The organism is Bacteroides sp. GD17, from assembly GCF_038448625.1.
Lineage (GTDB): Bacteria > Bacteroidota > Bacteroidia > Bacteroidales > Bacteroidaceae > Bacteroides.
The window spans coordinates 125,229-149,489 of record NZ_JBCEZS010000015.1; the positions used below are offsets into that span (position 1 = coordinate 125,229).

Annotated in this window: 21 protein-coding genes; 4 read left to right on the top strand and 17 right to left on the bottom strand. The window is 45.3% G+C overall.

The genetic code is table 11. The features are described 5' to 3' along the window. Positions 1–32 precede the first annotated feature (32 nt). Entirely contained in the window at positions 33–1,934 is a 1,902-nt protein-coding gene (locus tag AAE250_RS19590) for a TlpA family protein disulfide reductase (protein ID WP_294599158.1), read from the bottom strand. A gap of 161 nt (positions 1,935–2,095) precedes the next feature. Between AAE250_RS19590 and AAE250_RS19595 the strand changes: the two genes are divergently transcribed. Further along, positions 2,096–3,163 (top strand): SGNH/GDSL hydrolase family protein, encoded by a 1,068-nt coding sequence (locus AAE250_RS19595; RefSeq protein WP_294599156.1) that lies wholly within the window; start codon positions 2,096–2,098, stop codon positions 3,161–3,163. 367 nt (positions 3,164–3,530) lie between these two features. On the opposite strand, the gene AAE250_RS19600 is transcribed toward AAE250_RS19595, so the two are convergent. From AAE250_RS19600 to AAE250_RS19645, 10 genes are all read right to left on the bottom strand, one after another. Next, the gene (locus tag AAE250_RS19600; protein WP_294599153.1) at positions 3,531–4,919 is read right to left on the bottom strand and encodes a TolC family protein; all 1,389 of its coding nucleotides are present in this window, start codon (positions 4,917–4,919) and stop codon (positions 3,531–3,533) included. A 102-nt stretch (positions 4,920–5,021) separates the two neighbouring features. Next, entirely contained in the window at positions 5,022–7,187 is a 2,166-nt protein-coding gene (locus AAE250_RS19605; RefSeq protein WP_294599150.1) for a peptidase domain-containing ABC transporter, read from the bottom strand. 19 nt (positions 7,188–7,206) lie between these two features. Continuing rightward, a complete protein-coding gene (locus AAE250_RS19610; protein WP_294599149.1) occupies positions 7,207–8,373 on the bottom strand; it encodes an HlyD family secretion protein in 1,167 nt (388 codons plus the stop codon). Between the two features lie 486 nt (positions 8,374–8,859). Then, complete coding sequence (locus tag AAE250_RS19615; RefSeq protein ID WP_294599146.1) at positions 8,860–9,036, bottom strand: lactobin A/cerein 7B family class IIb bacteriocin; 177 nt, start codon at positions 9,034–9,036, stop codon at positions 8,860–8,862. A 169-nt stretch (positions 9,037–9,205) separates the two neighbouring features. Continuing rightward, positions 9,206–9,361, bottom strand: coding sequence for a hypothetical protein (locus tag AAE250_RS19620; protein WP_294599143.1), 156 nt, complete (start codon positions 9,359–9,361; stop codon positions 9,206–9,208). 99 nt (positions 9,362–9,460) lie between these two features. Further along, positions 9,461–9,595 carry a hypothetical protein gene (locus AAE250_RS19625; RefSeq protein ID WP_294599140.1) on the bottom strand — a complete coding sequence of 45 codons (135 nt, stop codon included), beginning with the start codon at positions 9,593–9,595 and terminating at the stop codon, positions 9,461–9,463. A 95-nt stretch (positions 9,596–9,690) separates the two neighbouring features. Beyond that, positions 9,691–9,861 (bottom strand): hypothetical protein, encoded by a 171-nt coding sequence (locus AAE250_RS19630; RefSeq protein ID WP_294599137.1) that lies wholly within the window; start codon positions 9,859–9,861, stop codon positions 9,691–9,693. A 247-nt stretch (positions 9,862–10,108) separates the two neighbouring features. Beyond that, a complete protein-coding gene (locus AAE250_RS19635; protein ID WP_294599134.1) occupies positions 10,109–10,255 on the bottom strand; it encodes a bacteriocin in 147 nt (48 codons plus the stop codon). A 106-nt stretch (positions 10,256–10,361) separates the two neighbouring features. Then, entirely contained in the window at positions 10,362–10,520 is a 159-nt protein-coding gene (locus AAE250_RS19640; RefSeq protein WP_294599132.1) for a bacteriocin, read from the bottom strand. A gap of 126 nt (positions 10,521–10,646) precedes the next feature. Then, positions 10,647–10,787 carry a hypothetical protein gene (locus AAE250_RS19645; protein WP_294599129.1) on the bottom strand — a complete coding sequence of 47 codons (141 nt, stop codon included), beginning with the start codon at positions 10,785–10,787 and terminating at the stop codon, positions 10,647–10,649. Positions 10,788–11,321: 534 nt separating this feature from the next. Between AAE250_RS19645 and AAE250_RS19650 the strand changes: the two genes are divergently transcribed. Both AAE250_RS19650 and AAE250_RS19655 read left to right on the top strand, forming a co-directional pair. Next, positions 11,322–12,536: a sensor histidine kinase gene (locus AAE250_RS19650; protein ID WP_342289303.1), complete on the top strand. Its 1,215-nt coding sequence runs from the start codon at positions 11,322–11,324 to the stop codon at positions 12,534–12,536. Further along, on the top strand, positions 12,533–13,231 hold the full coding sequence (locus AAE250_RS19655; protein ID WP_294599123.1) for a response regulator transcription factor: 699 nt from the start codon (positions 12,533–12,535) through the stop codon (positions 13,229–13,231). The genes AAE250_RS19650 and AAE250_RS19655 overlap by 4 nt, the downstream gene beginning before the upstream one ends. Position 13,232: 1 nt before the next feature. On the opposite strand, the gene AAE250_RS19660 is transcribed toward AAE250_RS19655, so the two are convergent. Further along, entirely contained in the window at positions 13,233–15,482 is a 2,250-nt protein-coding gene (locus AAE250_RS19660; RefSeq protein WP_294599120.1) for a sensor histidine kinase, read from the bottom strand. Positions 15,483–15,899: 417 nt separating this feature from the next. Here AAE250_RS19660 and AAE250_RS19665 point away from each other — a divergent pair, with 417 nt between their 5' ends. Continuing rightward, on the top strand, positions 15,900–18,704 hold the full coding sequence (locus AAE250_RS19665; RefSeq protein WP_294599117.1) for a M16 family metallopeptidase: 2,805 nt from the start codon (positions 15,900–15,902) through the stop codon (positions 18,702–18,704). Between the two features lie 62 nt (positions 18,705–18,766). Here the strand turns inward: AAE250_RS19665 and AAE250_RS19670 are convergent, their stop codons facing one another. From AAE250_RS19670 to AAE250_RS19690, 5 genes are all read right to left on the bottom strand, one after another. After that, positions 18,767–20,014: an ABC transporter permease gene (locus AAE250_RS19670; protein ID WP_294599114.1), complete on the bottom strand. Its 1,248-nt coding sequence runs from the start codon at positions 20,012–20,014 to the stop codon at positions 18,767–18,769. Beyond that, positions 20,014–21,192 carry an ABC transporter permease gene (locus AAE250_RS19675; RefSeq protein ID WP_294599112.1) on the bottom strand — a complete coding sequence of 393 codons (1,179 nt, stop codon included), beginning with the start codon at positions 21,190–21,192 and terminating at the stop codon, positions 20,014–20,016. Before AAE250_RS19675 ends, AAE250_RS19670 begins: the two co-directional genes overlap by 1 nt. Then, positions 21,192–22,178, bottom strand: a complete 987-nt coding sequence (locus AAE250_RS19680) for an HlyD family secretion protein (protein ID WP_294599109.1) — start codon at positions 22,176–22,178, stop codon at positions 21,192–21,194. Before AAE250_RS19680 ends, AAE250_RS19675 begins: the two co-directional genes overlap by 1 nt. 11 nt (positions 22,179–22,189) lie before the next feature. Continuing rightward, complete coding sequence (locus AAE250_RS19685; RefSeq protein WP_294599107.1) at positions 22,190–23,656, bottom strand: TolC family protein; 1,467 nt, start codon at positions 23,654–23,656, stop codon at positions 22,190–22,192. Between the two features lie 132 nt (positions 23,657–23,788). Then, on the bottom strand, positions 23,789–24,261 hold a 473-nt coding region (locus AAE250_RS19690; RefSeq protein ID WP_342289305.1), incomplete at its 5' end, for a hypothetical protein.

A 24,261-nucleotide genomic window follows, 5' to 3' on the forward strand; every position in this document is an offset into this window, starting at 1 on the left:
ATAATTTAGCGGGGCGAAGCCCCGCTAAATTATCATTTTGCCACTTTCAGCAACTCCTCCTTCATCTTATCCACTCCCGGGAATCCGGTGCTTCTGAACTGGATATTTCCCTCCTTATCTATTACCAGGTACGTCGGTACACCCTCTACTTTGAAGTTGTCGCCCAGGTATTTCCATTGAGCGGCAGTCACGCGGTAGTGTTCGCCGTGGATGTCGGGAATCATGTTTTCCCAGGTCTTTAGCGGAGACGTTTCACCGGTGAGGTACACATAGACGATATTCTTGTCTTTCAATTCCTCTTTCATTGGGATCATGGTCTTGTTTGCCATGCGGCACGGGCCGCACCAGGTTGCCCAGAAGTCTACCAGCAGCGCTTTTCCTTTGTACTTGCCGATGATGGATGCAAACAAATCCTCATTGCTGATGTTGGCATCTACTTCATTGACGGTATAGCCGGTCTTTTTCTTATTGGCCTCTATTTGTGCCAGCAGTTCGTCGTTGGCGGCGGTCAACATTTCACGGTAGGCGGCGGGCATGGCTGCAACAGTGGCTTTCTGTTCCTCGGTCAGCGGGGTGAAGCTCTTTATGCTCCGGTAGAGAGAGGCGTTACGGACTATATCGAAGAAAATGCCCTTGTCCGTTCCCCATGCTTTGGCGAACTCTTCGCTTTTGCCCATGTTTCTTGCCGCCATGTTTACGTATTGGTTGGACAAGATGGCCTGCGGAACATTCAGTATCGCGAAGTCGGCATCGGACACATAGTCGGCGGGTGTTTTCTGCATAAGTTCCTTGTAGTAGTTGTTGGCTTCTTCCCTTTTTATGCGGTCTGCACGCAGGGCAGCCGAGGTCATCAGGCTTGCTGCAGAACCTAATATACCGTTTGTGCTCAGCTTGTTGGTGATGGAGAGCAACTGGCGGGTCGGCGCACTGCAAGGCAGTTTGTCGATGGTGGCTTGCACTTCGCCGGACATATTGACTATGTACTCTTTGGCAGAGTTGATATCTTTGTCGGCCAGTACGGCAATGTCTTTATACAATTTCTCTTGGGTATTTACGTCGCCCAAGTTGCGGTTCAACTCTTGTGCCACAACTTCCAGCGGACCGTTGATGTATGCCGCTTCGCCATAAGGTTTCTCCTGGCTGTGGAACTTGGAACCGCGGCGTGACATTTCGCGCAGGTTGGCATATACCTCTGTCGTCTTGCCCGGTTCCATAAAGAACTGGACGGTAGATCCGCTGCCGATATATATGCTGCACGGGGTGGTGCCTCCCAGCGTTACTTCCTTTGTGAAGCTGCCGTCGGGCTGTACGTCCAGCACAACTTCCGACAAGTCTCCTTTTATGTTTTCCCACAGTACCAAAGTTACCGGCATCGACATGTTGGGGCGGAAATCCAGCAACTTGCCTTTCAAGGTCGCTTTTCCGTATTGAATCACCGGTTCGGGCAGTTCGGTACTTGCATCTGCCTGATGCACTACGGCTTCTTTGGGGAGCAGCAGTTCCGGCAATTTCTTGCCTTTCAGCTGTATGCCCCAGATGTTGAAGCCATTCTCTACCTTCTCGCCTTCCGCGAAATCCACAGACTCGGCATTGCCGGAGACCGGAGGAAATACAAGTTGGAATTCGGCTTCACCCGACTCCGGCATCCAGAATTCCTTGCCCGGAGTGATGCCTATGCCCGAACGCAACTGGTAGGTTTCTCCGTTATTGTCTTTCAGAAAACTTTCCGCAGCAATGCTTATCCAGTTTTTGGGACGATACTTGGCATAGATGTGCAGCACGGTGGCCGTGTCGCTGATTACTACTTTACTGACTTCGATGGAAGTTGTGTTTCTCACACAGAACGGCGGGTGGTTAATCACTCGGTCTTTGGCCTGCAGCGTGCAACAGATGTACAACAGCAAACCCGCGATTAAAAAATGGATATGTCTCATATAAGATTATTTTCTTCAAAAGTACGATTCTTTCGTAAAACTACCGTTACCTATGAGTTAATTGATGTAAAACGCCTTGATTTCTTTGCTTTTCAAATAAACCTTGTATCTTTGAGGTCCGATACTTGTTGCCTGTAACTTAACGCTTAAAATTTATCAGTATGAGAATCAAACTACTCCTGGCGGGCTTGCTGCTTGCCTTTGCAGCCAATGCCCAGATCGTTTATCACGATGCTTCCGCCTTTCCCCTTCTTGGCAAAGCAACAGATGCCACCCTCACCCGTTACGAACGTCTACCGGACTCCTTGCAGCATATTTCCCGCAAACCTCTGTGGGAACTGGGCCGCAACAGTGCCGGACTTGCCGTCCGCTTCCGTTCCAACTCCACCTGTATCGCTGCCAAGTGGGAAGTGCGGAATAATATGAGTATGAATCACATGACGCCTACCGGCATCAAAGGTCTCGACCTCTATTGTCTGCAAGACGGTAAATGGATTTTTGCCGGTAGCGGCCGTCCGCAAGGCAAGTCTAGCACGGCAACTATTGTCAATAACATGCTTCCCCGGGAGCGTGAATACCTCTTATACCTCTCTTTATATGACGGCGTCACTTCCCTTGCCATCGGCGTAGACTCCCTCTCGGAGATCAGTCAGCCGGCCGTTGACTTGCCGGTACGCAATAAACCGGTGGTGTTCTACGGAACAAGCATCTTGCAGGGTGGTTGCGCTTCCCGTCCCGGCATGGCGCATACTAACATCCTGGAACGTTGGCTCAATCGCGAATGCATCAACCTGGGCTTTAGCGGCAACGCTTTGCTCGACCTGGAGATTGCCGATGTGGTGGCAGGTGTAGATGCATCCCTGTTTGTCCTCGACTTTGTGCCCAATGCCACTGTGGAGCAGATGAAGGAGCGTGCCGATAAATTCTATACCATCATCCGCAGCAAACATCCCGATACGCCCATCCTTTTTGTGGAAGACCCTGTCTTTACCCATTCTCCCTTCGACACGAGGATAGCCAAAGAGGTAAAGGACAAGAACGAGACTTTGAATGCCTTCTTCCAGTCCCTGAAGCAGCGCGGCGAGAAGAACATCCATTTCCTCTCTTCCAAAGACATCATCGGGCACGATGGAGAGGCTACCGTAGACGGCATCCACTTTACCGATCTTGGTTTTATGCGATATGCAGAGGTGCTTTATCCGATATGCGATACACTTTTATCAAGATAAAAATGTAATCTCCCCCTTTAAATCAAAGTCATAATGAGGGTTCATCGCATTCATCATCTGCCTCAAAAGCCCTACAGTAGGGGAATAGCGGGTGAAAGCGCAATGCTATTCGGGGCTTCACGCAGCTTTCACCCTTCACCCTGTACCGTCCTGAGATGAGTAAGGCTATTGCTTTTCTTCCGAAACTCACCACCCTTTGCAGTACAAGGCTATACCCTTTGCTGCACAAGATGGCATCTTATACAACACAAGATGGCATCTTGTGCAGCATAAGATGCCATCTTGTGCATGTGATCAAAGCACCTTTCTGCTCTTAAGCAATAGACATCCGGTTGTAAGGGGGCAGGGTGAACCCTTGAAACCGCTATTATTCCCCGCTTTCACCCGCTATCGCCTGTCGGCAGGCAGTTGTAGAGGCAGGTGGAAGGGTGAAATCGCTTAAAGAACGGCAAGAGTAGAATGCCAGCACTCTTTCTTTCAGCAGATAAGTATATTTGGCTTGCGACTGCTTGGAAAGTGCGTCTGCCAGCTTCATCTTTATTTCATTGTACTCGTATACGGTAGATTTTCCTGCTGCGTACTTCTCCAGTGCATACCGATGCGCCTCTTCGTTGGCAGTCACTGCTTTGGTGGTTGACTGGAATTTCTCCCAGGCTGATAAGGCGTCGGTATAGGCCTTCTCTATGTCTTTATATAAATTCTTCTTCTCGTTTTCCAGAGACAGTCTGGCATTCTGCTCTTCTATCCGTGCTGTTTTAACCTGGTTGCGCGTGGAGAAGCGGTCGAAAAGCGGGATGTTTACTGTGAGGTAGATGCTTTTCTGCATGTTGTTCTCAAACTGTTTGCTGAAGGTCTGGCTTATTCCGCTGCCGGAATGATAGTAGCCGGTGCTGAGGCCGGCACCCAGCGATAAAGCAGGATAATACCCAGACTTGGCAACCTTTACACTCTTTGATTTACTTTGCAGCGAATAATAAGCTTGTTTGATTTGAGGCATACATCCTAATGCTGCATCATATATATTCTCCGGAGTCATTGTTTCTGTTTTGGAAATATTTTCATCTAAAGAATCTATGTCAAATTGTTCATATCCTTGCAGTTCCATCAGTTGTACCAAATCCAGGAAAGCAAGACGAAGAGAATTCTTGGCTTCGGTTGCTGTCAGTTCATCATCGGCCAGTTGTGCCCTTACATCATATAGTTGCGATTGCGGGGCCTTACCATTTTCAATCAGGAGTTGCGTTTTAGCCTCTTGTTCCTGGGTCAATAGAATCTGTTCTCGTGCTATCCGAAAAATCTCTTTGTTCAATAGAATCTGAAAGTAAGCACTGGTAACATTCAATGACAAGTTGTTTTCAACCAATTCTTTGTTAGCTTCTGCTGCCAGCAAATCAAATTTGTTGCGTGAAATTGAGGCACTTGTCTTGAATCCGGTAAAAAGAGGAATTTCCGTACTTATAGAGAATGAAGAGTTCTGTATGTTATTGTCTTCGTATGTATTATCTTGATTCAGCGACCTGCCGAAAGTGAACTTCTGCGAAGCACCGGCATTCAAGTCCGGGAGGAAGTTGTTCTTTAAAGTGCTTCTTTCCACCTTCAGACTTCTGACTTGGTTCTGACTTTGTTTTACTTCAATATTATGTTCTACCGCATAGTCAATGCATTGTTTTAGATTCCACTTCTTATTCTGTGCATGCACATTTCCAATACTTGTAAGAACTATAATCGTTCCTAATATAAGAGTTGATTTTTTCATAAGAAACATCGTTTTAATTCTGTTTATTCTATTATTTTGTTGTTGCAAAAGTAGAACAAGCAGGACTAAAACGACGTTATCAATAGGTTATCGCTAGGTTAATCATTCAAACATTTCGAATTGTTCGTTCCAGAGTAGACTGTATTTTCCTCCGGCATCATAGAGCTCGCTGTGCGTACCGGTTTCCACAACTTGCCCTTTGTCAATCACCACAATAGTATCTGCATTTCTTACTGTACTCAGTCTATGCGCAATTACTATAATGGTTTTGCCTTTTTGAGCCAAAGCATTCAATGTATCCTTTACATAACGTTCGGATAGGGAGTCGAGCGATGATGTCGCTTCATCAAATATCAAGATTTCCGGTTCTTTGTACAATGCACGCGCAATAGCCAAACGCTGGCGTTCACCGCCTGACAACGAAGCACCGTGTTCGCCGATATAAGTCATGTAGCCGTTGGGGAGTCTGTCAATAAACTCTTTCAGGCCAAGTTGTTCTACTAAATCTACAATGCGTCTCATGTCGGGTTGCAAGTCGCCTACGGCAATATTCTCAACAATGGTACCGGCAAATAACTCAATCTGCTGTGGTACTGTGCCTATCCAGCGGCGAAGGCTCCGGTTGCTGATTTGGGCAATATCATAATCGCCGATGCGGATGCGTCCGGACTGGATCGGATAAATATGTTGTAGTAATGATATTAATGTAGTTTTACCTGAACCGCTTTCTCCGATTACCGCTGTAGTTTTTCCCTTTTCTATTTCCAGGTTCAACCCATTGAATACTTCTTTGCGCGAACCGTAACGGAATGATACATTTTCGAATGAGATGTTATTTATCATATCCGGTTCCAATACAATTTTCTGGTTGTCGTCTTGTTCGCGTTCCAAGTCCATAATTTGGAAGAGACGGTCGGCTGCAATCAAGGCATCCTGGATGGTTTGGTTGGAAGAAATCAGTGAGCCGATGGGAGAGATGACGTAACCTACTAAGGAATAGAATACCATCAGTGTGCCGGGAGTCAGTTCCTGATCTATCACTAAGATGCTGCCTAACCATAAAACGGCAATAGTAATGGCAGTAGATACGAATTGTATTCCTCCTTGTGCCAAGATAGAACCATAGATGCTGCGGAAAGTGTTCTTCAGCAGATGTACAAAACGGGTTTCGGTCTTCAGGTTAGCGAACTCTTCAATGCCGAACCGCTTGATGGTGGCAATGGAATTGATAGACTCAACCAACTGTGACTCCAAGTCTGCGCTACTTTCCATGATTCCGCGCTGATATTTCCGGTTCAGTTTGTTGAAGCCCCAGAAAATGAGCAGGAACAATGGTGCGGATGCCAATGTAATCAATGCCAGTTTCCAGGAATATACAAACATCAGGCAGACTGAAAAGAGGAGAATCATCATATTGACTACCAAGTCGAGCGAAACATTATTGATGAAATTACGTATTTTCACCGCATCATTTACGCGCGAGATGATTTCACCAACTCTCATGGTGTCGAAGAATTGTTGCGGCAGTGTTAGCAAATGTTTGTAATATCCCAAAATCAATGCTGCATCAATCCGCTGTCCTGTCTTTAGAGCCAGAATACTCTTCATTGCTCCGATAAAGGTTCGCAGTAGCAAGATGACAAGCATTATGACACCCATTAGATTGAGTAGGTTAATATTCTTGTCCACCAGTACATAGTCTGTTATCTTGCCTACATAGACCGACGTAGATAATCCCAAAATACTGTATACCAGAGCTCCGAAAACAGCTTGAATCATTACACTTTTATGTGGTGCCAGTAGTGAAAGGAACTTCCTTGACATGCTGGTTTTCATATTTCCTTTCTTAAAGGTTTCTTCCGGTTCCATTAAGATCAGTACACCGGTCCACATTTTCTCGAATTCAGCATTCGTCACTTTGTGCATCCGTCCGTCGCCCGGATCCATGTAAGTAATGTATTCTTTTTCCACTTTGTAGACTACAACAAAGTGTTGCAACTGTCCGTGTACTATTACATGTGCAATGGTGGGCTTCGGTACAATCTTTAATGCTTCGAACTGTGCCCTTACACCTTTGGCCGATAAGCCAAGTTTGTTGGCAGCTTCAATCAATCCTAATACGTTGGTACCCTTCTGATCCGTAAAGGCATACTGACGGATGCGTGCTACCGGGAATTGCAATCCATAATAAGCGCATACTGACGCCAAGCAGGCAGCACCGCAATCCGTTATATCGTGCTGCTTTATTTTAATACTTTTCTTATACATAATTTTATCCTTTCTATTTTTATTTTTTAGCAATCATCATTTCACCTTCATACTGTTTGGGATTAGCCCAATCGTCAATCTTTTGGTAGAGCAAATCGAACAAGGAACGGCGTGTCACCATGAAATGGGCGCTTACTGTCATTCCCTTTTTCAACTTGCCAACCCGTCCGCTTTTCAACTGTAGGTAGTCACGTTCCATCTCACATTTCACTTTATAGAAGGAATTACCCTGCCCATCGGTCAGGAAGTCGGAAGAAATTTCTTTTACTTTGCCTGCTATGGTGCCCCATTCGTTATAATTAAAAGATTCCACTTGTACATTGACCGGCATCCCTACGCTCATGAAACCAATGTTGCGGGGCGTGACATACACTTCTAGGCAGAGTGTTGAATCCGGACTTATCGTAGCCAAAGACTGTCCTGCCTGAATTCCGCTACCTCTGTATACTCCTGAAAACTGGTCAATTGTACCGTCTACCGGACTACGGACAATGTACATGTCCTTGTCTTTTATTTCTTGTTTGAGACTTGAATTCATTTCATTGAACGTATTGCGGTAGCTGTTCAGGTCTGCTTGCCATGTGCTTAACTGACTTTGTATCAGCGATGCCAGTTCATTTTGTTGGCTCTGCCATTGAAAGTAGTACTTGTCGTACTCCTCTTCTGAAATCACTTTCTTGTCATACAAGTTTTTATTGCGATTGTATTCTTTCTCCGCTTGTGCAAGGGATGTTTCAAGCTCTTTTTTCTTTTTAGTGAAGTATGTATATTCCTGTTGGCGAACCGGAGAACGGAACGTGGACGGACAATTGCCTTTTGACAGATATGCTAGGTCTGCCAGATGCGCTTCGCAATCATTCAGACGGCTCGATTGATAATTGATTTTGTAATCGGAATTGTTGGTACGGAAGCGGAGAATGACATCACCCTTACTTACTTGTTGTCCTTCGCGTACATAAACGGAATCAACGATTTCTGTGATAGATGCGGTTATCTCTGCTTTCTCTGCCACCGGCCGGACGATGCCGCTACCTTGTACGGAGATGTCCACATAAATAAATGGAAGTGCGATAACTGTTGCAGTGATGGCAGCCAATACCACCCAATAGATGATTTGTGATTTTGTAGTGTGTTGATAGATGTACGTCTCGATACTGTTTTCTATCCATTCATTCGGTAATAACATATCTCTTTGTTTTTTAGTGATTAATACTCTTGTTGTTTTGATGCAACAAAGGTACGCTATGTAAAAGGAGGGATGTGTTATCGCTAGGTTATCGCTAGGTTAATAGAAAAAGGAGATGCTTCTTGTTTGATTTGCATCTCCTTTTATGTATAGATTAATGAAATCTATGCTGATATATTCCTAATATTGTCTTATTGTATCTTAAAACAGGTCAACTACCCATTTGATACCGGTAGTAATATACCATGCAATATCATACCCCAAAGAGGTTTTTTCAGAGGGTTCTCCACCATATATAGTTATGGTGTCATTTTTTGATAAATCACTATAATACAACATTTCCTTTTACTGTTTTTTGTTATTTATTTCTTTTGTTTTCTTTCTCTGTATATATCTACATATTACTTTCTTCATCCAAGGATATCCCCAGACAATAAACGAATATGTGATTATAAATGCGATAAGGAATTTCATAATTCACGTATTTTAGATACCATTCCATGCATCCGATACGCCCTGCTTGATATCCGGCCATTGATCAACAACCATACTTATTGCCGCTGTGAGTAGTATACTGCCTACGATACCTATACCGCCATTAACCTCTTTTTGTTCTTCCAAATTCATTTCTTGCATAACTGCGTTTTCTTTAAAATTTTTCATACTCTTTTTGTTTTTTAATTGTTAATACTATAATTAATGTTTTGTATTCTGCATTAGAAAATAAGCTGTTTCAATAAAGGATATCCATATTTTACAGCAATATATACAATTGAAAATATTATAATGAATCGTATATGCTTGATGTTCTCATTATTAGCCCACTTCCTTTTCATTGCTCTCCACTATTAGTTTTTTCTACCGCATCTGATATCAATATAGAAACTACCGGATCAATATACATCCAAAGGCCGATACCGCCATTGCATTCTGTTTCCTCTTGCTGATTCATATCTTGCATCATTGCATCTTTTTCTAAATATTTCATTATCATACTATTTTTAATTATGTGTGTATTTAATGTGAAATTACCAACAGAAGATGTATTCTGCCATAGGTCCATAGATCTTTCTGAGTGTTTCCAAATTTATAGCTTGGGAGAAAACTCACCTTTAATGATGTTTATAATGACATCCAGCAGGGTTTGTTTAATTGTTCCTCCATTTACCTCTTTCATATCGTTTGCACTTAGCTCTTTGGTTGGGTCTATATTCTTTTTCATATTCTTGATTTTTAATTAATGTTCTATTTGTACAAATTTTAAAGAAGATGGGGTGCCATAATTTTTATTTAATGAAAACCCCACCTCTTTTGCCTTTACCAGATGAAGTCTCTGCCATCAGTAGGAATGTAGGGTGACTCTGGCATATAAACGGTGCCTGTCGAAATGGGAACTATCCATTCTGTTCCCTTATGACTAATCATACTTCCACCATAAATACTTCTCAATTCTTCTGCTACAAGCATTGTTACATTTTTACTGTTCATAATCTTTTATTTTAAAATTAATGTTATTTATTTTACTATTGCAAAGGTAGGAAAGTGAGTTGAACACTTCTGTTATCTTTGTGTTATCACTAGGTTAATGTTAATCTTCCCAGTTTAGGAGTACTTCCTTAACGAATTTCCACAAGTCAAAGTGCTTTGCTTCCTCAATTAGATCATAGCCTCCGTTTATTTCTTTACATTCATTTTTTGTTAATGCCTTCATTTCTTGTATCTCCTTTTTGTATTGTTACCAGCATATTAATTCATCTATCGCCTGTTGTATCGGTGACTTCTTTTCGTTTTCGTTTTTGGGAGGAGGAATTAAGCCACCCATTACATCTTTCAGTTCTTTTTCGCTTAATGTTTTAAACATTCTTTCATACTTTGTTTTCATCCTTTTATTTTAAAATTAATATTATTTATTTTACTATTGCAAAGGTAGGGAAGTGTGTTGAACACTTTTGTTATCTTTGGGTTATCGCTAGGTTAATATTTTACTGTTACCAGCATATAAACCCTGATCTTAATTCATCGATCACCTGTTGTACTGGTGACTTCTTCTCGTTTTCGTTTTGCGGAGGCGGAATCAGACCACCCATTACATTTCTCAACTCTTTTTCGCTTAATGTTGTTACATTTTTACTGTTCATAATCTTCATGATTTTTTTATTTTAATGTTAATACTAAGTTTATCTTCTTTTGATGTTGCAAAGGTAAGTGAGTGAATTCTCTATTTATGTTACCATTGCGTTATCGCTAGGTTAACTCTTCTAGAGTGGGCTACCTTATATTTGGTAAATCCCGTGCTGTTCGAAGAAGTTTTGTTCTTCATGTTCTTTTTCCGGAGTGGTCATTGATCCACCCAATACACTCTTCATTTCTTTTCTGCTCAATAAACCGAACATTTCATTTTTAATCTGTTTCATTGTTCTTTTGATTATTAATGTTAATACTATTTTTATTTCCTTTTGATGTTGCAAAGGTAGGCAAGTAAATTATTTACTTATGTTACCTTTGTGTTATCGCTATGTTATTAATCTTTTGATTAGCCTCTCTTGTTTGATTCTTTTTTATGTTATGTTTGTCTCTTTATTATAAAAGATATTCTATGAATTATTATCAAGTCAACCGGGATTGTCAACTACTACTTCCCATTTTCCATTGATAAAGCGTAATCTACTCTCTCCACCGTAAATAAATTCTTGTTCTTCTTGATTTAATTCAATTATTAGCTGTTCCATAAACTTTTAATTTAATATTATTTAATCTGTTTTCCTTTTGATGTTGCAAAGATAAATGATGTTTTTCTGTTAAAATGTTATCGAAATGTTATCCAAGTTTATTGAAATGTTATTATCTTTGCGGTCACTATGAATAATCGAACATATATATATTGGTTTACTACTTTAGGTGTTGTTTCCATATTTGCGTTGCAGTCAATATGGTTACGCAATACTTATATGTTGATAGGAAATGAGATAAACAAAGAATGTTCTTCTATATTAAATAGAGCTACACTTAGAGGTATTGATCTCGCTTCTAAGAATATGCCGGAGGGGGCTGAAATAGTAGGGTCGCCATCAAATGATTCGATAGCGCTTGTAACGTTCTTGTGTGATGGCCTTTGGAAATTAGGAGTTCAGTTCTCAATAAGTGAAATAGATTCAATTGCTGGAGTTCTTCTGAAAAATGCAAATATAGATAGCGATTATTTAGTCTATACTGTAAATCCTAAGACCAAGGCAATATCTGAAAGCAGTAAAGACCTGGCAATTCCTAGATTTGGAGCCATTAAATCAGAAATTATACCTACGCGGTTGGATTTGTCCCAAGGTGTGCAGTTGGTTCTGAGTAATCCTTATAACACAATCTTTGAACGCATGGGCTTGCTTATGATAGCAACAGCCCTCATGATGGCTTTTGTTGTTGGCTGTATCATATATCAAATCAATATTGTTGTGCGGATGAAAAGAATCTTCCAAGTCCGCGAAGATTTCTCTTATGCCATGATTCATGATATGAAAACACCTCTCAGCACCATCATGATGAGCTTAGGATTTCTGCATAACCCTAAGATAGAAGAAAAGCCGGAACTGAAAAGCAAGTACTTTAAGATTGCCGAAAGTGAAACGGATCATTTATTGTCGTTGACCAACAAAGTTCTTACGCTGTCTAAACTGGAGAACCATAAACTGGAGATGAACAAGAAGAAAGTTTCATTAACGCTGATGATTGAAAAACTATCAGAGAAGTTTGTGGCAAAATCGACCAAGCCCGTTCACTTCACTACCAACTTACAAGTAGAAGAAGTTTATGCTGATGAAGAATATCTGGAAGAGGCGATCAGTAATCTTATAGACAATGCCATCAAATACTCCAAAGAGACGGTGGAAATAAAAGTCAGCTCTCTGAACGAATCGCCATATACTATTATAAAGGTATATGATGAAGGTTTGGGCATTCCCGAGAAAGACCAACGTGCCATCTTTAATAAATATGAGCGCTCTGCGGCGGCCAAACGAAGCCGAAAAGGTGGGGCTACCGGTTTTGGACTGGGGCTGAACTTTGTTTATCAGGTGGTGGAAGCTCACGAAGGGAGAATCTTTGTAAACAGTATAGAAGGTGAATTCAGTGAATTCTTTATATATTTACCGCAAATAATAAATAAATTATGATCAAACTATTATTGGTAGAAGACGATGCCAACTTGTGCTACATTGTGCAAAGTGGCTTGCAGGAACTTATTGGGGGATATGAAGTAATTACAGCAACCAATGGTGCCGAAGGATTGAAGGCCTGGGAAGAGCATCACCCGGATATCATTATATCGGACATTGATATGCCGGTGATGAATGGTTTTCAGATGGTGGAACGGATTCGGGAAACGGATGGAGATACTCCTATTCTGTTTGCATCCGCACTGACCTCTCCTAAAGATGTGAAAGAGGGATATAAAATCGGCGTGAATAACTATGTAAAGAAACCGTTCGTACCGGATGAACTGGACGCACATATCCATGCACTACTCAAGTTGAAGGAAGGTGCTAAAACACGGACTGAAACAGATCACTATAAATTAGGTCGCTATACACTGGATGCCAAACATGCTACTTTGCGTGATGATACAACAGGGAAAACTAAAGTTTTAACCGTAAGAGGAGCGCAAGTTCTTCAGTTGCTTGCCGAGAATAAGAATGAAACAGTCAGAAGAGATGCCATACTCAGCCGTTTTTGGGATACTGAAGATGATTATTTCGCATCACGCAGCTTGGATGTATTTATAGCCAAGTTGCGTAAACAGTTGGAGGATGAGCCTTGCATAGTAATAAAGACGATAAGAGGGGTAGGACTGATGCTGGTAGAAGAGTGACTTATCTCGGGAAGTAGAGTGTAAACTCGCTGAAGCGTCCTTCTTCGCTCTCTACTTCTATCCTTCCGTCGTGTGCCAGCATCACTTGCTGCACATAGTTCAGTCCCAGTCCGAAGCCCGAGGCACCGCCCTTACTACTGCGGACAGCCGCCGCTGAACGCTCAAAACGGTTGAAGATGCGCGACTGGTCCTTCACGGGAATACCCAGCCCGTTGTCGCAGACTTTAATCTTGCTGAATTCCCGCTCTGCCTCACAGACTATGTCAATCTTTACCTCCTCGCGGGAGTACTTCACTGCATTGTCCAGAAGATTCCCCAACACCTCGCGCAAGCAGAAAGCATCTGCAAAGACCGCCTCACAACGGTGGTAAACGGTGGAGAACTCTACCTTCTTCCCCGCTTTCAAGGAAATCTTTGCAATCAAGTCGTCCACCAGCGGACGCAGGGCTACTTCCTCCTTGTTCAGTTGTAAACGCCCCTCATCCAGTTGTGTCAGCAGTAATACCCTGCCGGACAGAGCCAACAGATGCTCACACTCCTCCGTCATCACCCGCTTGTATTTCTCTTCCTTCTCCGGCTTATCGGACAGCTTGCCGCTTGCCAGGACATGCGTCCCCATCAGTATGGAACTCAACGGAGACTTCATGTCGTGCACCATGGCATACGTAAAGTCTTTCTGAAATTGCTTCAGGCGACGCTGCGTGCGGAGCAGGCGTATCTGAAAGAAGATGCAGAAGCAGATAAACAGGAAAGTAAATCCCAGCGGAAGCAGCATATATCCGATAGAAGAAAGGATGTATGTGGGCGTGGAATGTATCACTCCCTCTATACAAACTGTACTGTCCTTTTGCAGGCAGAGCATCCGCGTATGCATGTCCGGTGCACTGGAGAAAGGTTCTCCGGTATACAGCATCAATTCGTGCGAAGGATAGCGGAACATCCGGATGCTTCCGGCAGGCATTCCTTTCTTCGAAAGTTGGGTGTTAAAGTATTCATCCATACGCCCGATATTGAAAGGAACAGGTAGCTTGGCCTCGTTCATCTTATCCTGCAGGGCATAGGCATTCCACAGACGGAATCCGTCTTCGATATCCATTTTCTTCGGATACACGGTTAGGGGATTAATCCTCAGATATATACTATCCTTCTGCATGAAATTGTACAAAGCATCGAGTTGCGCGTTGGCATAGCGCGTCACTCCTGTTATGTCCTCCCTGCGCGTGCCTTTCAGCTTATTTGCATACAGGAATACGTCAAACCGTGCACCGACATCGGCATAGAAAGCGTTTTCGAAGCACACATCGGCCTCGTACTTCACTTCCTTCCATTTTTGCTGGTACAGGTAGTTGCCCCAGACAAGCAACAGCAGGAAAGCACCTGCCAGACTACCCCAAGAAATAACGAAGAAGGAAGTGGAACGGTGTCTCCATCGCTGTTGCTGTTCCTCTTTCTTCGCTTTCGTCAAAGTTTGTTCCGTATCACTCAGCAGACGACTGCCTTGCACTTCGGCCTCTCCCCACAACTGTTGCCTGATGCTTGCAAGAACTTTCATGACGGGCTGCCTCATCTGTTCTGCCAGAAGATAGAAATCCTGCCGCTGTTCTGTTATGGCCTGCCCTTGACTATGGACGGACCGCAACTGGACAATAAATGTAAAGACAATGCCCACCAACAATAATAGCGTACCCAAGAAGAGCGGTAGCACTTCACGCAATTTCCACAACAAAGGAATGTCCAGTATGGCTTCTACGGCTATACCCTTCTCTTTGTACAGAAATGCTTGCTTCGACGTCAGCGCCTTGAAACCTGTGGGGAGGATTGCTGCGGTCTGTGCCAGCGTCTCACCCGTATTCACATCGAACTTGCGAATCACAACATCTGCTTCTATCTCCCGTTTCCGAAGCCGGCTGCTCAATGCAAGGCTCAATGAATCCAACGATACTTCGGGAGTGCGGTACATCTTCTGCAAGATAGCTGAGGTTTGCTGATAACCGTAGAAATAGAAATCATCCTGGTCGAACTTCATGCTGTAGGGAGCATAAATAAAGTGGGTCACGGTACCGGGAGGTAAAGGCAGACGGTTGAGCTGATTGTCCACAACTTCAATAAAAGCCTTCTCAAAGCATTGGTCCAAAGTTTGTTTGGTGGCTTGCATCAGGTTGCGATGGGCATAATACATTCCTACACATTGCAGTGCCACGATGAGTAGCAAGGCAACAATTGAAATGGAAACAAGGGTACGTATTTTCATTTTTGCATTTTATCAATAGTTGAGTCCGAAATGCCACAGTGGAATGACGTTCTTGTACCCGTATTCTATATCATCTTTCACAACATAGGCATTGTCTACTTTCCCCAGTTGGCGTATACCGCCGGTGGTACCTCGCAGTTATGAGCTGTTCCATCTTTATTTAATCTAAGTCGGTTTTGCAAATATACTAATTCTGCCGAATAAAAAGTGCAATTTTCCTGGAAAGTGCTGATTTCGTTTAGCGATTTAGTGTAAACGTGCACTTCTTATCCGGCAGTTGTTTTTCTCAAAAAGTAACAGAATTCTCTTGTTAACGTAAAGTTAACGTTGAGATAACGTAATACTAAAAAAACTTTCTACACCTTTGCAACGTCAAAAAAGATTGATCACTAAATGCAAATAAAAATGAGAAAGACAATGAAAGTAGTTATCCTCGCTTTAGTAGGATATGTGTTATCACCCGCCTTGGCAGTGGCGCAACAGATGCCGCCCATCCCGGTGGATAAAGATGTGAAGATTGGAAAACTGGACAATGGACTGACCTATTATATACGTCACAACGAATATCCTAAAGGTCAAGCCGATTTCTACATTGCACAGAAGGTAGGCTCCATACTCGAAACAGAGGAGCAACGCGGCTTGGCGCACTTCCTGGAGCACATGTGCTTCAACGGAACAAAGAGTTTTCCGGGCAACAGCCTGACGAAATGGCTGGAATCGGTAGGCGTGAAGTTCGGACAGAACCTGAATGCTGCCACCGGCTGGGACAAAACCTTTTATCGGATTTCCAGTGTACCCGTGGCACGTGAAGGCGTGCAGGATTCTTGTCTGTTGGTGTTGCACGACTGGGCAAACGACCTTCTGCTCGATGGCGAAGAAATAGATAAGGAGCGTAAAGTCATTCACGAAGAATGGCGCATCCAGATGCCTCCTCAGATGCGTATCATGGAAAAGACGCTTCCCGTGCTCATGCCGGACAGCCGGTATGCACATCGCCTCCCCATCGGCTTGATGTCGGTAGTCGATAACTTCCCTCATCAGGCGCTCCGTGACTATTATGAAAAGTGGTATCGCCCCGACCTGCAAGGAATTATGATAGTAGGCGATATTGACGTGAACCGCGTTGAAGCCAAAATCAAGGAGATGTTTGCCGACATTGAGATGCCCGCAAATCCTGCAAAACGTGAATACTTTCCCGTGCCGGACAATAAGGAAACCATCTATGCCGTAGGCAAGGATAAGGAGCTACCGAATTCAAGAGTGGATCTGCTATTCAAGTTTGATGCTACGCCCGATTCGCTGAAAGGCAATATGGATTATCTGATCATGCAGTATCTCACGAATATGGTCAGCATGATGATGGAATATCGCCTTAACGATATCGTGTCGAAAGCCGATGCTCCTTTTGCCGCAACCGGTGTAATGAGCGGTGAATTGTTCGGTATAGCCAAGACTAAGGATGCTCTTAATTATGTGGCTATTGCTAAAGGTACGGATGTGAAAGGTGCCTTGGAAGCCATCTACCGTGAAGCGCTTCGTGCCAAACGCAGCGGATTTACAGCTACCGAGTATGCTCGTTGCCGCAGTGAGTATCTTTCCGGACTGGAGAAAGCCTATAAAAACCGCAGCCAGCAAGAAAACGAGTCCCTCGTGCAGGCGTATGTAGAGCACTTCCTGAATAACGAACCGATACCGGGTATTGAGAATGAGTATCAGATGATGAACATGCTGGCAAACCGGATTCCTGTGGAGGCCGTAAACCAGTTGTACAATCAGATGGTGCCCGATGATAACAGACTCGTGATGTGCTCAATGCCGGACAAAGAAGGCATTGCCTATCCTACCGAAGCCGAACTTGCGGCCGTCATGGCGCGCGTTGATGCCGAGGATATTGCTCCTTATGTGGATAATGTAAAGACCGAACCTTTGATCGGGCAACTTCCCGCAGCCGGGAAAGTGGTGGCAGAGAAGCCGAACAAGGAGTTTGATGCCATGGGATGGATGCTTTCCAACGGTGCCAAGGTGCTGGTGAAGAAGACTGACTTCAAGGCTGACGAGATTTGTGTGGATATCATTTCCAAGGGCGGGACTTCCATTTATGGTGAAGAGGATGCCGATAATTTGATCTTTATGCCGCTGATGCTGCAACAATATGGGTTGGGCAAGTTTAGCTATGCAGACTTGGTGAAGTATCTTGCAGGCAAGCAGGTTTCTCTGAACATTTCCCTGAAAGATTATGATAAGGAGATGACCGGTCAGACTACTCCGAAAGACTTGAAAACAATGATGGAACTGATTTACATGGCATTCACCGATCTGAATGTAACTGCTGAAGAATTCTCTGCCATGCAGAATACCTATAAGGGCCTTTTCCAGAATCAGTCTGCCAATCCGCAGTTCATTTTCAGTCAGAAGTTACACCAAGTGCTGTATAACGCTCCGCGCAAACAGATGGTCAGTGTAGCTGCTATTGAGAAAGCAAACCGCGAACGCATGCTGGAGATTGTTCACAAATGTTTCTCCAATGCTGCCAACTTTACTTTTGTTTTCAGTGGAAATATAGAACTTGACGAGTTGAAGGCTCTGGCAGAACAGTATCTTGCAACTTTGCCTGCCGATGCTGCAAAGAAGGAGGATGTGAAACGTGCCAATCTTGGCATGAACGGCGGTAACAAGACCGACGAGTTCGTTCAGAAGATGGAAGTGCCGCAGACGTATGCCGCAGTGATTGTAACCGGCAGTGTGCCTTATACCGTGAAGAATAAGCTGATGACACAGATGGCAGCCCAGATCATGACCGCGCGTCTGCTGAATAAGGTACGCGAAGATGAAGGTGCTACTTATTCCATTCAGACTCAGGGCAAGCTGACTCGTCTTGAAGATACTCCGCTGATTCTGCAAACTGTCTTCCCCATGAAGCCGGAGAAAAAGGAAGATGTCCTGAAGATTGTCCGCAGTGAGTTTGAACAGATAACACAGCGCGTCGATCCTGCCGAACTGAAGACTGTCAAAGAATTTATGGTGAAGGAATTTACCGAAGGATTGACCAAGAACAATGCTTGGGTAAACAACATGGCTGCCTATGAACTGCTTCCGGTTAATACATTGACGGGTGCAATTGATACTCTCAATACTATTACCGAGAAGGATATGGCAGAGTTTATGAAGCTGGTGATGGATCAGAATAACTACCGGGTGGTGGTGCTGGATCCGGAAAAATAAAAACATAAAAAAGGTGATAGGGTGGTAAGGTGATAGAGTGATAGGGGGAAGTTACTACTCTATCACCCTATCACTTTATCACTCTTTTTATGCTTCCTATATTCCTCTATCACATGTTTTCTGCTTTCCAGTATCTGCCATCGATAAACCAGGCAGGTCGTAATGAAATAAATGCCCGTTTGCAGCCATAAAGCCTGGTACTCAAAAGCAACTTCGTTGAGCGTGGCACCCATACTGTTGATGCGTACATACCCATTGATGCCGAAAGTGGAAGGGAAGAGATACGAGAAATACTTCCAGAATGCAGGCATGGCAGCACCCGGCCACGAAATGCCGGAAAGGAACAGCAACGGTACGGAAGTGAATACAAACAGCAGCATGCACGTTTCCCGGTTGCGGATGGCAATGGAAGCCGTCATGGAAAAGAAGATGCAAGCCATCAGATAGGGTAGGGCGAACAAACCTAACACGCTGGGAATCGCTATCTGGTTGAGGCTGAAAAGACGGGGAACTACACACAGGACATATACCGATACCAGTGCATAAACCATGAAGTAGCTCAATCCTTTTCCCATAACAATACGCAGCGTACCGTTATAATGTCGGTTGATAGGCACCAGATCCTTGAAACGGTTCTTCTCGCGGGCGGTTCCTACGGACTGACCGATGCCCAGCAGCAAGGTTTGCTGAATAATCAGTACCAATACGGCCGGTATCAGGAAGGCGGCAAAGCCATTGGTCGGGTTATAGAGGGCAACGTCCTCATATTCTATCGGGTAAGCTGTAATTTCATCCTGGCGGTCGGTAGTGTTGCCGGCGCGTTGCATCTTGATGTCCGCATTCATATCCAGAGATACGTTTGTATTGGTATTCAGCAGGGACTTGTAGTATAGCAATCCGCTCATGTCGCAGTAGAGGCTGACTTGTGTCTGCTTGCCGCGCATGATGTCTTCGCTGAAGTGGGCAGGGATGTAGATGATGCCATACGCTTTCCGGTCTTTCAGCATCAGTTTGGCTTCTTCCATGTCGGCGCAATAGGTCACGATGTTTACTTCCGGGCTGGCATCCACCTTCCGCAGATATTCGCGGCTCAGCGAGGAGCGCGAGTTATCCACCACTACGGCAGGTACTTCGCGAATAGTCTCGTTGGTGTAGATAAAGGAGTATATCAGCGGATAAACGATCGGAACAAGCACGAAGAAAATGAGCACGCCCTGGTCACGGAAGGTCGTGCGGAATTCTTGTTTCCAGATATAGAACAAGTCGTATATACCTTGTATAACTTTCTGTTTGAACGTCAAGTCTTTCATCACGGTAGGTATTTATAGTAAATCAATGCTTCCTTCAGCCGGTGGGCTATGAGGAAGGGGAGCATCATGAAAATAAGCAGCGCCACGTAGTTCACCCACGAGTAAATCATGGGATAGCCGTTCAGAGCCTGGTCCACATAAATCAGGAAATAGTGGCGCAGCGGGAACAGGTTTGCCAACGCCTGCAGCACGGGGTGCATCGCCATGGCAGGGAACGACAATCCGCACATGGAGAAAGAAAGCACGCCCCAAAGGGAGGCGAAACTAAGCCCCAAGCGCAAGGTAGGCAGGGTGCCTATCATCAATATACCCATGCCTTGCGATGCCAGCACCAGGCAAAGGGTGGCGAGGAGCATCGGCACGATGCCGCTGTTGCAGGGGAAGTGCAGGAAACCGTAGAGGTACACATTATATAATATACCCATCAGGAAGAAGATGGCCGTGTGCGGAAGCAACTTCCCGGCAAGGGAAATCCAGATGGAGTTGTTGCCGCTGCGCAACCATTCGCGGGCAGTACGGTCTTTTATCTCTACACCGATGGAGTAGACGGTTATCATGAAGATAAGCAACATCAATACACCGGGTGCAAAGGTGTTGCACAGATATACGGAATAGTTCAGCCACGGATTATTGAGCGGATGGGTGTCGATGACTATGGGCTGGAGGAAGGCCATGGCCTGGTCTTCGGTGGCACCTTTGGCATAGAGCGAGGTGCGGGCGGCAGCTCCGGATGCAAGTTCGCTCATCATCTTCATGTCCTTGAACAATAAAGAACCGGCAATGAGCAGGGTATTGTTGGTATAGAATGAAAGCTTGGGTTGCCGCTGGGCTTGCGCTTTGGCTGAAGTGCCCTGGGGGATGTAGTAGAAACCGTAAATCTCTCCCCGTTGCATGGCGGTGCGTGCCTCGTTGATGGTGGGGTAGTGGGCAACGACGGCGGTCTGCTCAAAGGCATCCAGGTTGCGGGTCAGCTGTCGGGAGGTGGCGGTCATGTCCTGATCTACCACACCTACGGGCATGTTGATGGGCAGCCCGGAGTCCATCAGCGTGGTGAAGAATATATAGCAGAACAACGGTGCTATCACCATGCAGAACAGATATAGCGGACGGGAGACGAGGCGGCGGCATTCGCGCTTCATCACGTTCCATAAGGCTATATATTTCTTGTCTCTTTCCATTATTTTTTAAGTATCACCGACATTCCGGGTCTCAATCCTTCTACTTTCTCTTGCGGCGCAGCTTTGACTTCGAATGTCTTCAAGTCGAACTGACCGGTGGTCTTGGTTGCTTTCCAGGCGGCATAGGTGCCGAGGTCCTTCATATAATATACTTTCAGGCGGATGTTCTTGTCCAGTGCGGGAGCATAGGCCTCGAACTCCGTGCCCATGCCTAAGCCTTGCAGCAAGTCTTCGCGCACATTGAAGGTTACCCACATATCATCCAGGATGGAGATATTCATAATGGGGGCACCCGTACCAACCAGTTCGCCTACTTTCGGGAAGATTTCGGAGACTTCACCGGCGGTCTGTGCTATCAGATAAGTTTCTTTGATGTACGACTCTACTTCGGCAACGGCTCCTTTGGCACGTTCCACCAATGCGGCGGCGGCGGCTTTGTCTTCACGTTCCGCACCATTCTTGGCCATGTCGTATTGTGCTTTGGCGGCCTTCTCGGTGGCGATGGCAGCGTCGCGCTGGGCGGTTACTTCATCCAGTTTTTGGGCGGTCATTACGCCTTGGTCGTGCAGGTTCTTCACTCGTTTGTACGACTTTTCGGCAATGCCTACTCCGGCTTTCGCTTTCTGCCACATTTCGTAAGCGGCCTGTATCTGCTCGTCGCGGGCGCCTTTCAGAGCTTTATCGTTTTGGGCTTGTGCGGCTGCTTCGGCGGCACGTGCCTGCTCCAGTTTGGCTTGTACATCCGGGGCTTCCAGGATGGCGAGCGTGTCTCCGGCCCGGACGCTCTGTCCTTCTTTCACACGAAATTCCAGAATACGTCCCGGCACCTTGCTCGATACACGATACTCCGTTACTTCTGCTTGTCCCTGCACAATCTCCGGTCCCTTGCGAAGCATGAAGAAACCTACAAGGGCAACTATGGCAATTACTCCCGTCAGCGTGAGGAATGCCAGTAGCATGTTACTGTTTTGTGATTTTGTATCCATCGTTTTAATTTTTAATTTTCAATTGATAATTGTCCTGTTGCCTTCTTCAGATAGATTTCCGTCAGTTTCACGTCAATCTGTGCATCTATCTTTTCCGATTGGGCGGAGAGCCAGGCGGTGTGTGCCTCGAGTACATTGCTTGTCGGGATAACTCCCTCTTCAAATCCGAGTGTGGCATATCGCAGGTTCTCGTCGGCTTTTTCGAGGTTCTTCTCCGCCATGGTCAGTTTCTTGGCAGCTTCGTTCACTTTGAAGGCCGATTGGTTGACTTGCAGTTCTATCTTTTCCTTGGCATCATCCAGCTGATATTGGGCGATGCGTGCTTCGGACTTTGCCGCTTTCACTTTATAACTGCCTTCACCCCAGTGCCAGATGGGAACCGATACCATGACGCCTACGGTCCACATTCCCTTGAATTTCTTTTCGAAACTGTTGAAGGTTGAAGGGTTCGTTGCCATGTAACTGCCCATCATGGCTACGGATGGGAGATACTCTGCGCGGGCAACGTTTACTTTTTGTTTATAGATTTGTGTGGCAAGTTCCAGGCTGCGTACTTCCGGGCGGGTGGCATAAACGCTGTTGATGTCGATGCCATTGGCGGCAACGGCATCGGGTGCCAGGTCTTCTTTCTCTTCATCCTGCAAGGTGATGGGAGAGGAGAGGTCGAGCCCGCATAGCTGGCATAGTAACATCCGGGCGAGGCTCAGACCGTCGTCTACTTTGGTCAGGGTCATTTCCGCCTCGTTCACTTTTACTTTGATGGACAGGCCGTCTGCTTTGGTGGCAACACCTTCGGCAATCATTTTGTCTACATCGCTGTCCAGCTTTTGCAACAATGTCAGGTAACTTTCCGCCAGCTTCTTTTTGGTGGCAAGGGACACTACCTGCCAGTATGCCTGGTCGGTACTCAGTATCACTTCCTGCATGCCGGTGGTGTGCTGCTGGCGTGCCAGTTCTTCAGCATATTTAGTGATTTTGTTGTAGGCACGTATCTTGCCTCCCATATACAGAGGTTGAGTCAGGGTGAGCGCGCCTGCGTACATATTGCGGGTATCCGTGCGGAATGCATCTACCAGGGAACTTCCGGCACCGTCGAGCGCGCCGACCAGGCTTTGTCCCAAGGCAGGCAACTGACCGGCTATTTCGGGATGCAGCTGTGCGATGACTTGTGCCGCTTCCTGCAACGGACCGCTGAGGCTTGTTCCCAAATTGGACAAAGCCCCTTTCTGGGCATCGCTCAGAATGGACAACTCTTTCTGGCTGCGCATATATCCGCCGCTTGCCGAGATGTCTGGGAGATAGTTGGTGAATGCTGCCTTTTTCTGATAATGTGCCGTCTTGATTTTTTCCTGGCTGATCAGCAATTCCTTGTTGTTGGAGATTGCCAATGCACGGCAACTATCCAAGCTTAATGCTTCCTGCGCAACCATTGGAAGCGTCAGGCATGCCAACCAGATGAAACAGAAGAACTTTCTCATTGGGTCTATACATTAATTATGGTGATAAGATAGTTGTTTTTGAAGCAACAATAATTGCATAAACAACGATGCAAATGTATAGGCTTTCAATGACACTTCAAAATAATTTAACCAGTTTTAATTATCTGCTCTTTATCTGATGTGCAGCGCCCTGAAAATTGGAATCAGCCATCGGCGCAAAGAGCGCAACCGGTACCACCATTCGGCTTTCTTCAACCAGCGTACATCACGGCAATCCTGCGTTGTCCCGTCGGGACGGTGGATGGTGCGCAGCAGGCCGATGATGTCTTTCCGCTTTACCCGCTCAATACGCGCCACGTTTCCATCACCCAGCATCAGGCAGTCGTCGCCTTCGCGGCCGACGTACCGGTGAATCATATACCGACCTTCCCATTGGTAGAAAGGGCAACACCAGGCAGGCAGTTCTCCCTCGGGCGGGCAGGGAGCAACTTCCACCATGTCTATCCCTCCTCTGATAAAAGGGTACATGCTTTGACCACCGATGAGGAGTTTCACGGTATGGCCTTGTTTCAGCGCTTCGGCAGCTTCGGAAAAGAAGTTATTGGGTAGCACTATTTTCTTCATACGCTCTTTCTTTATATGTA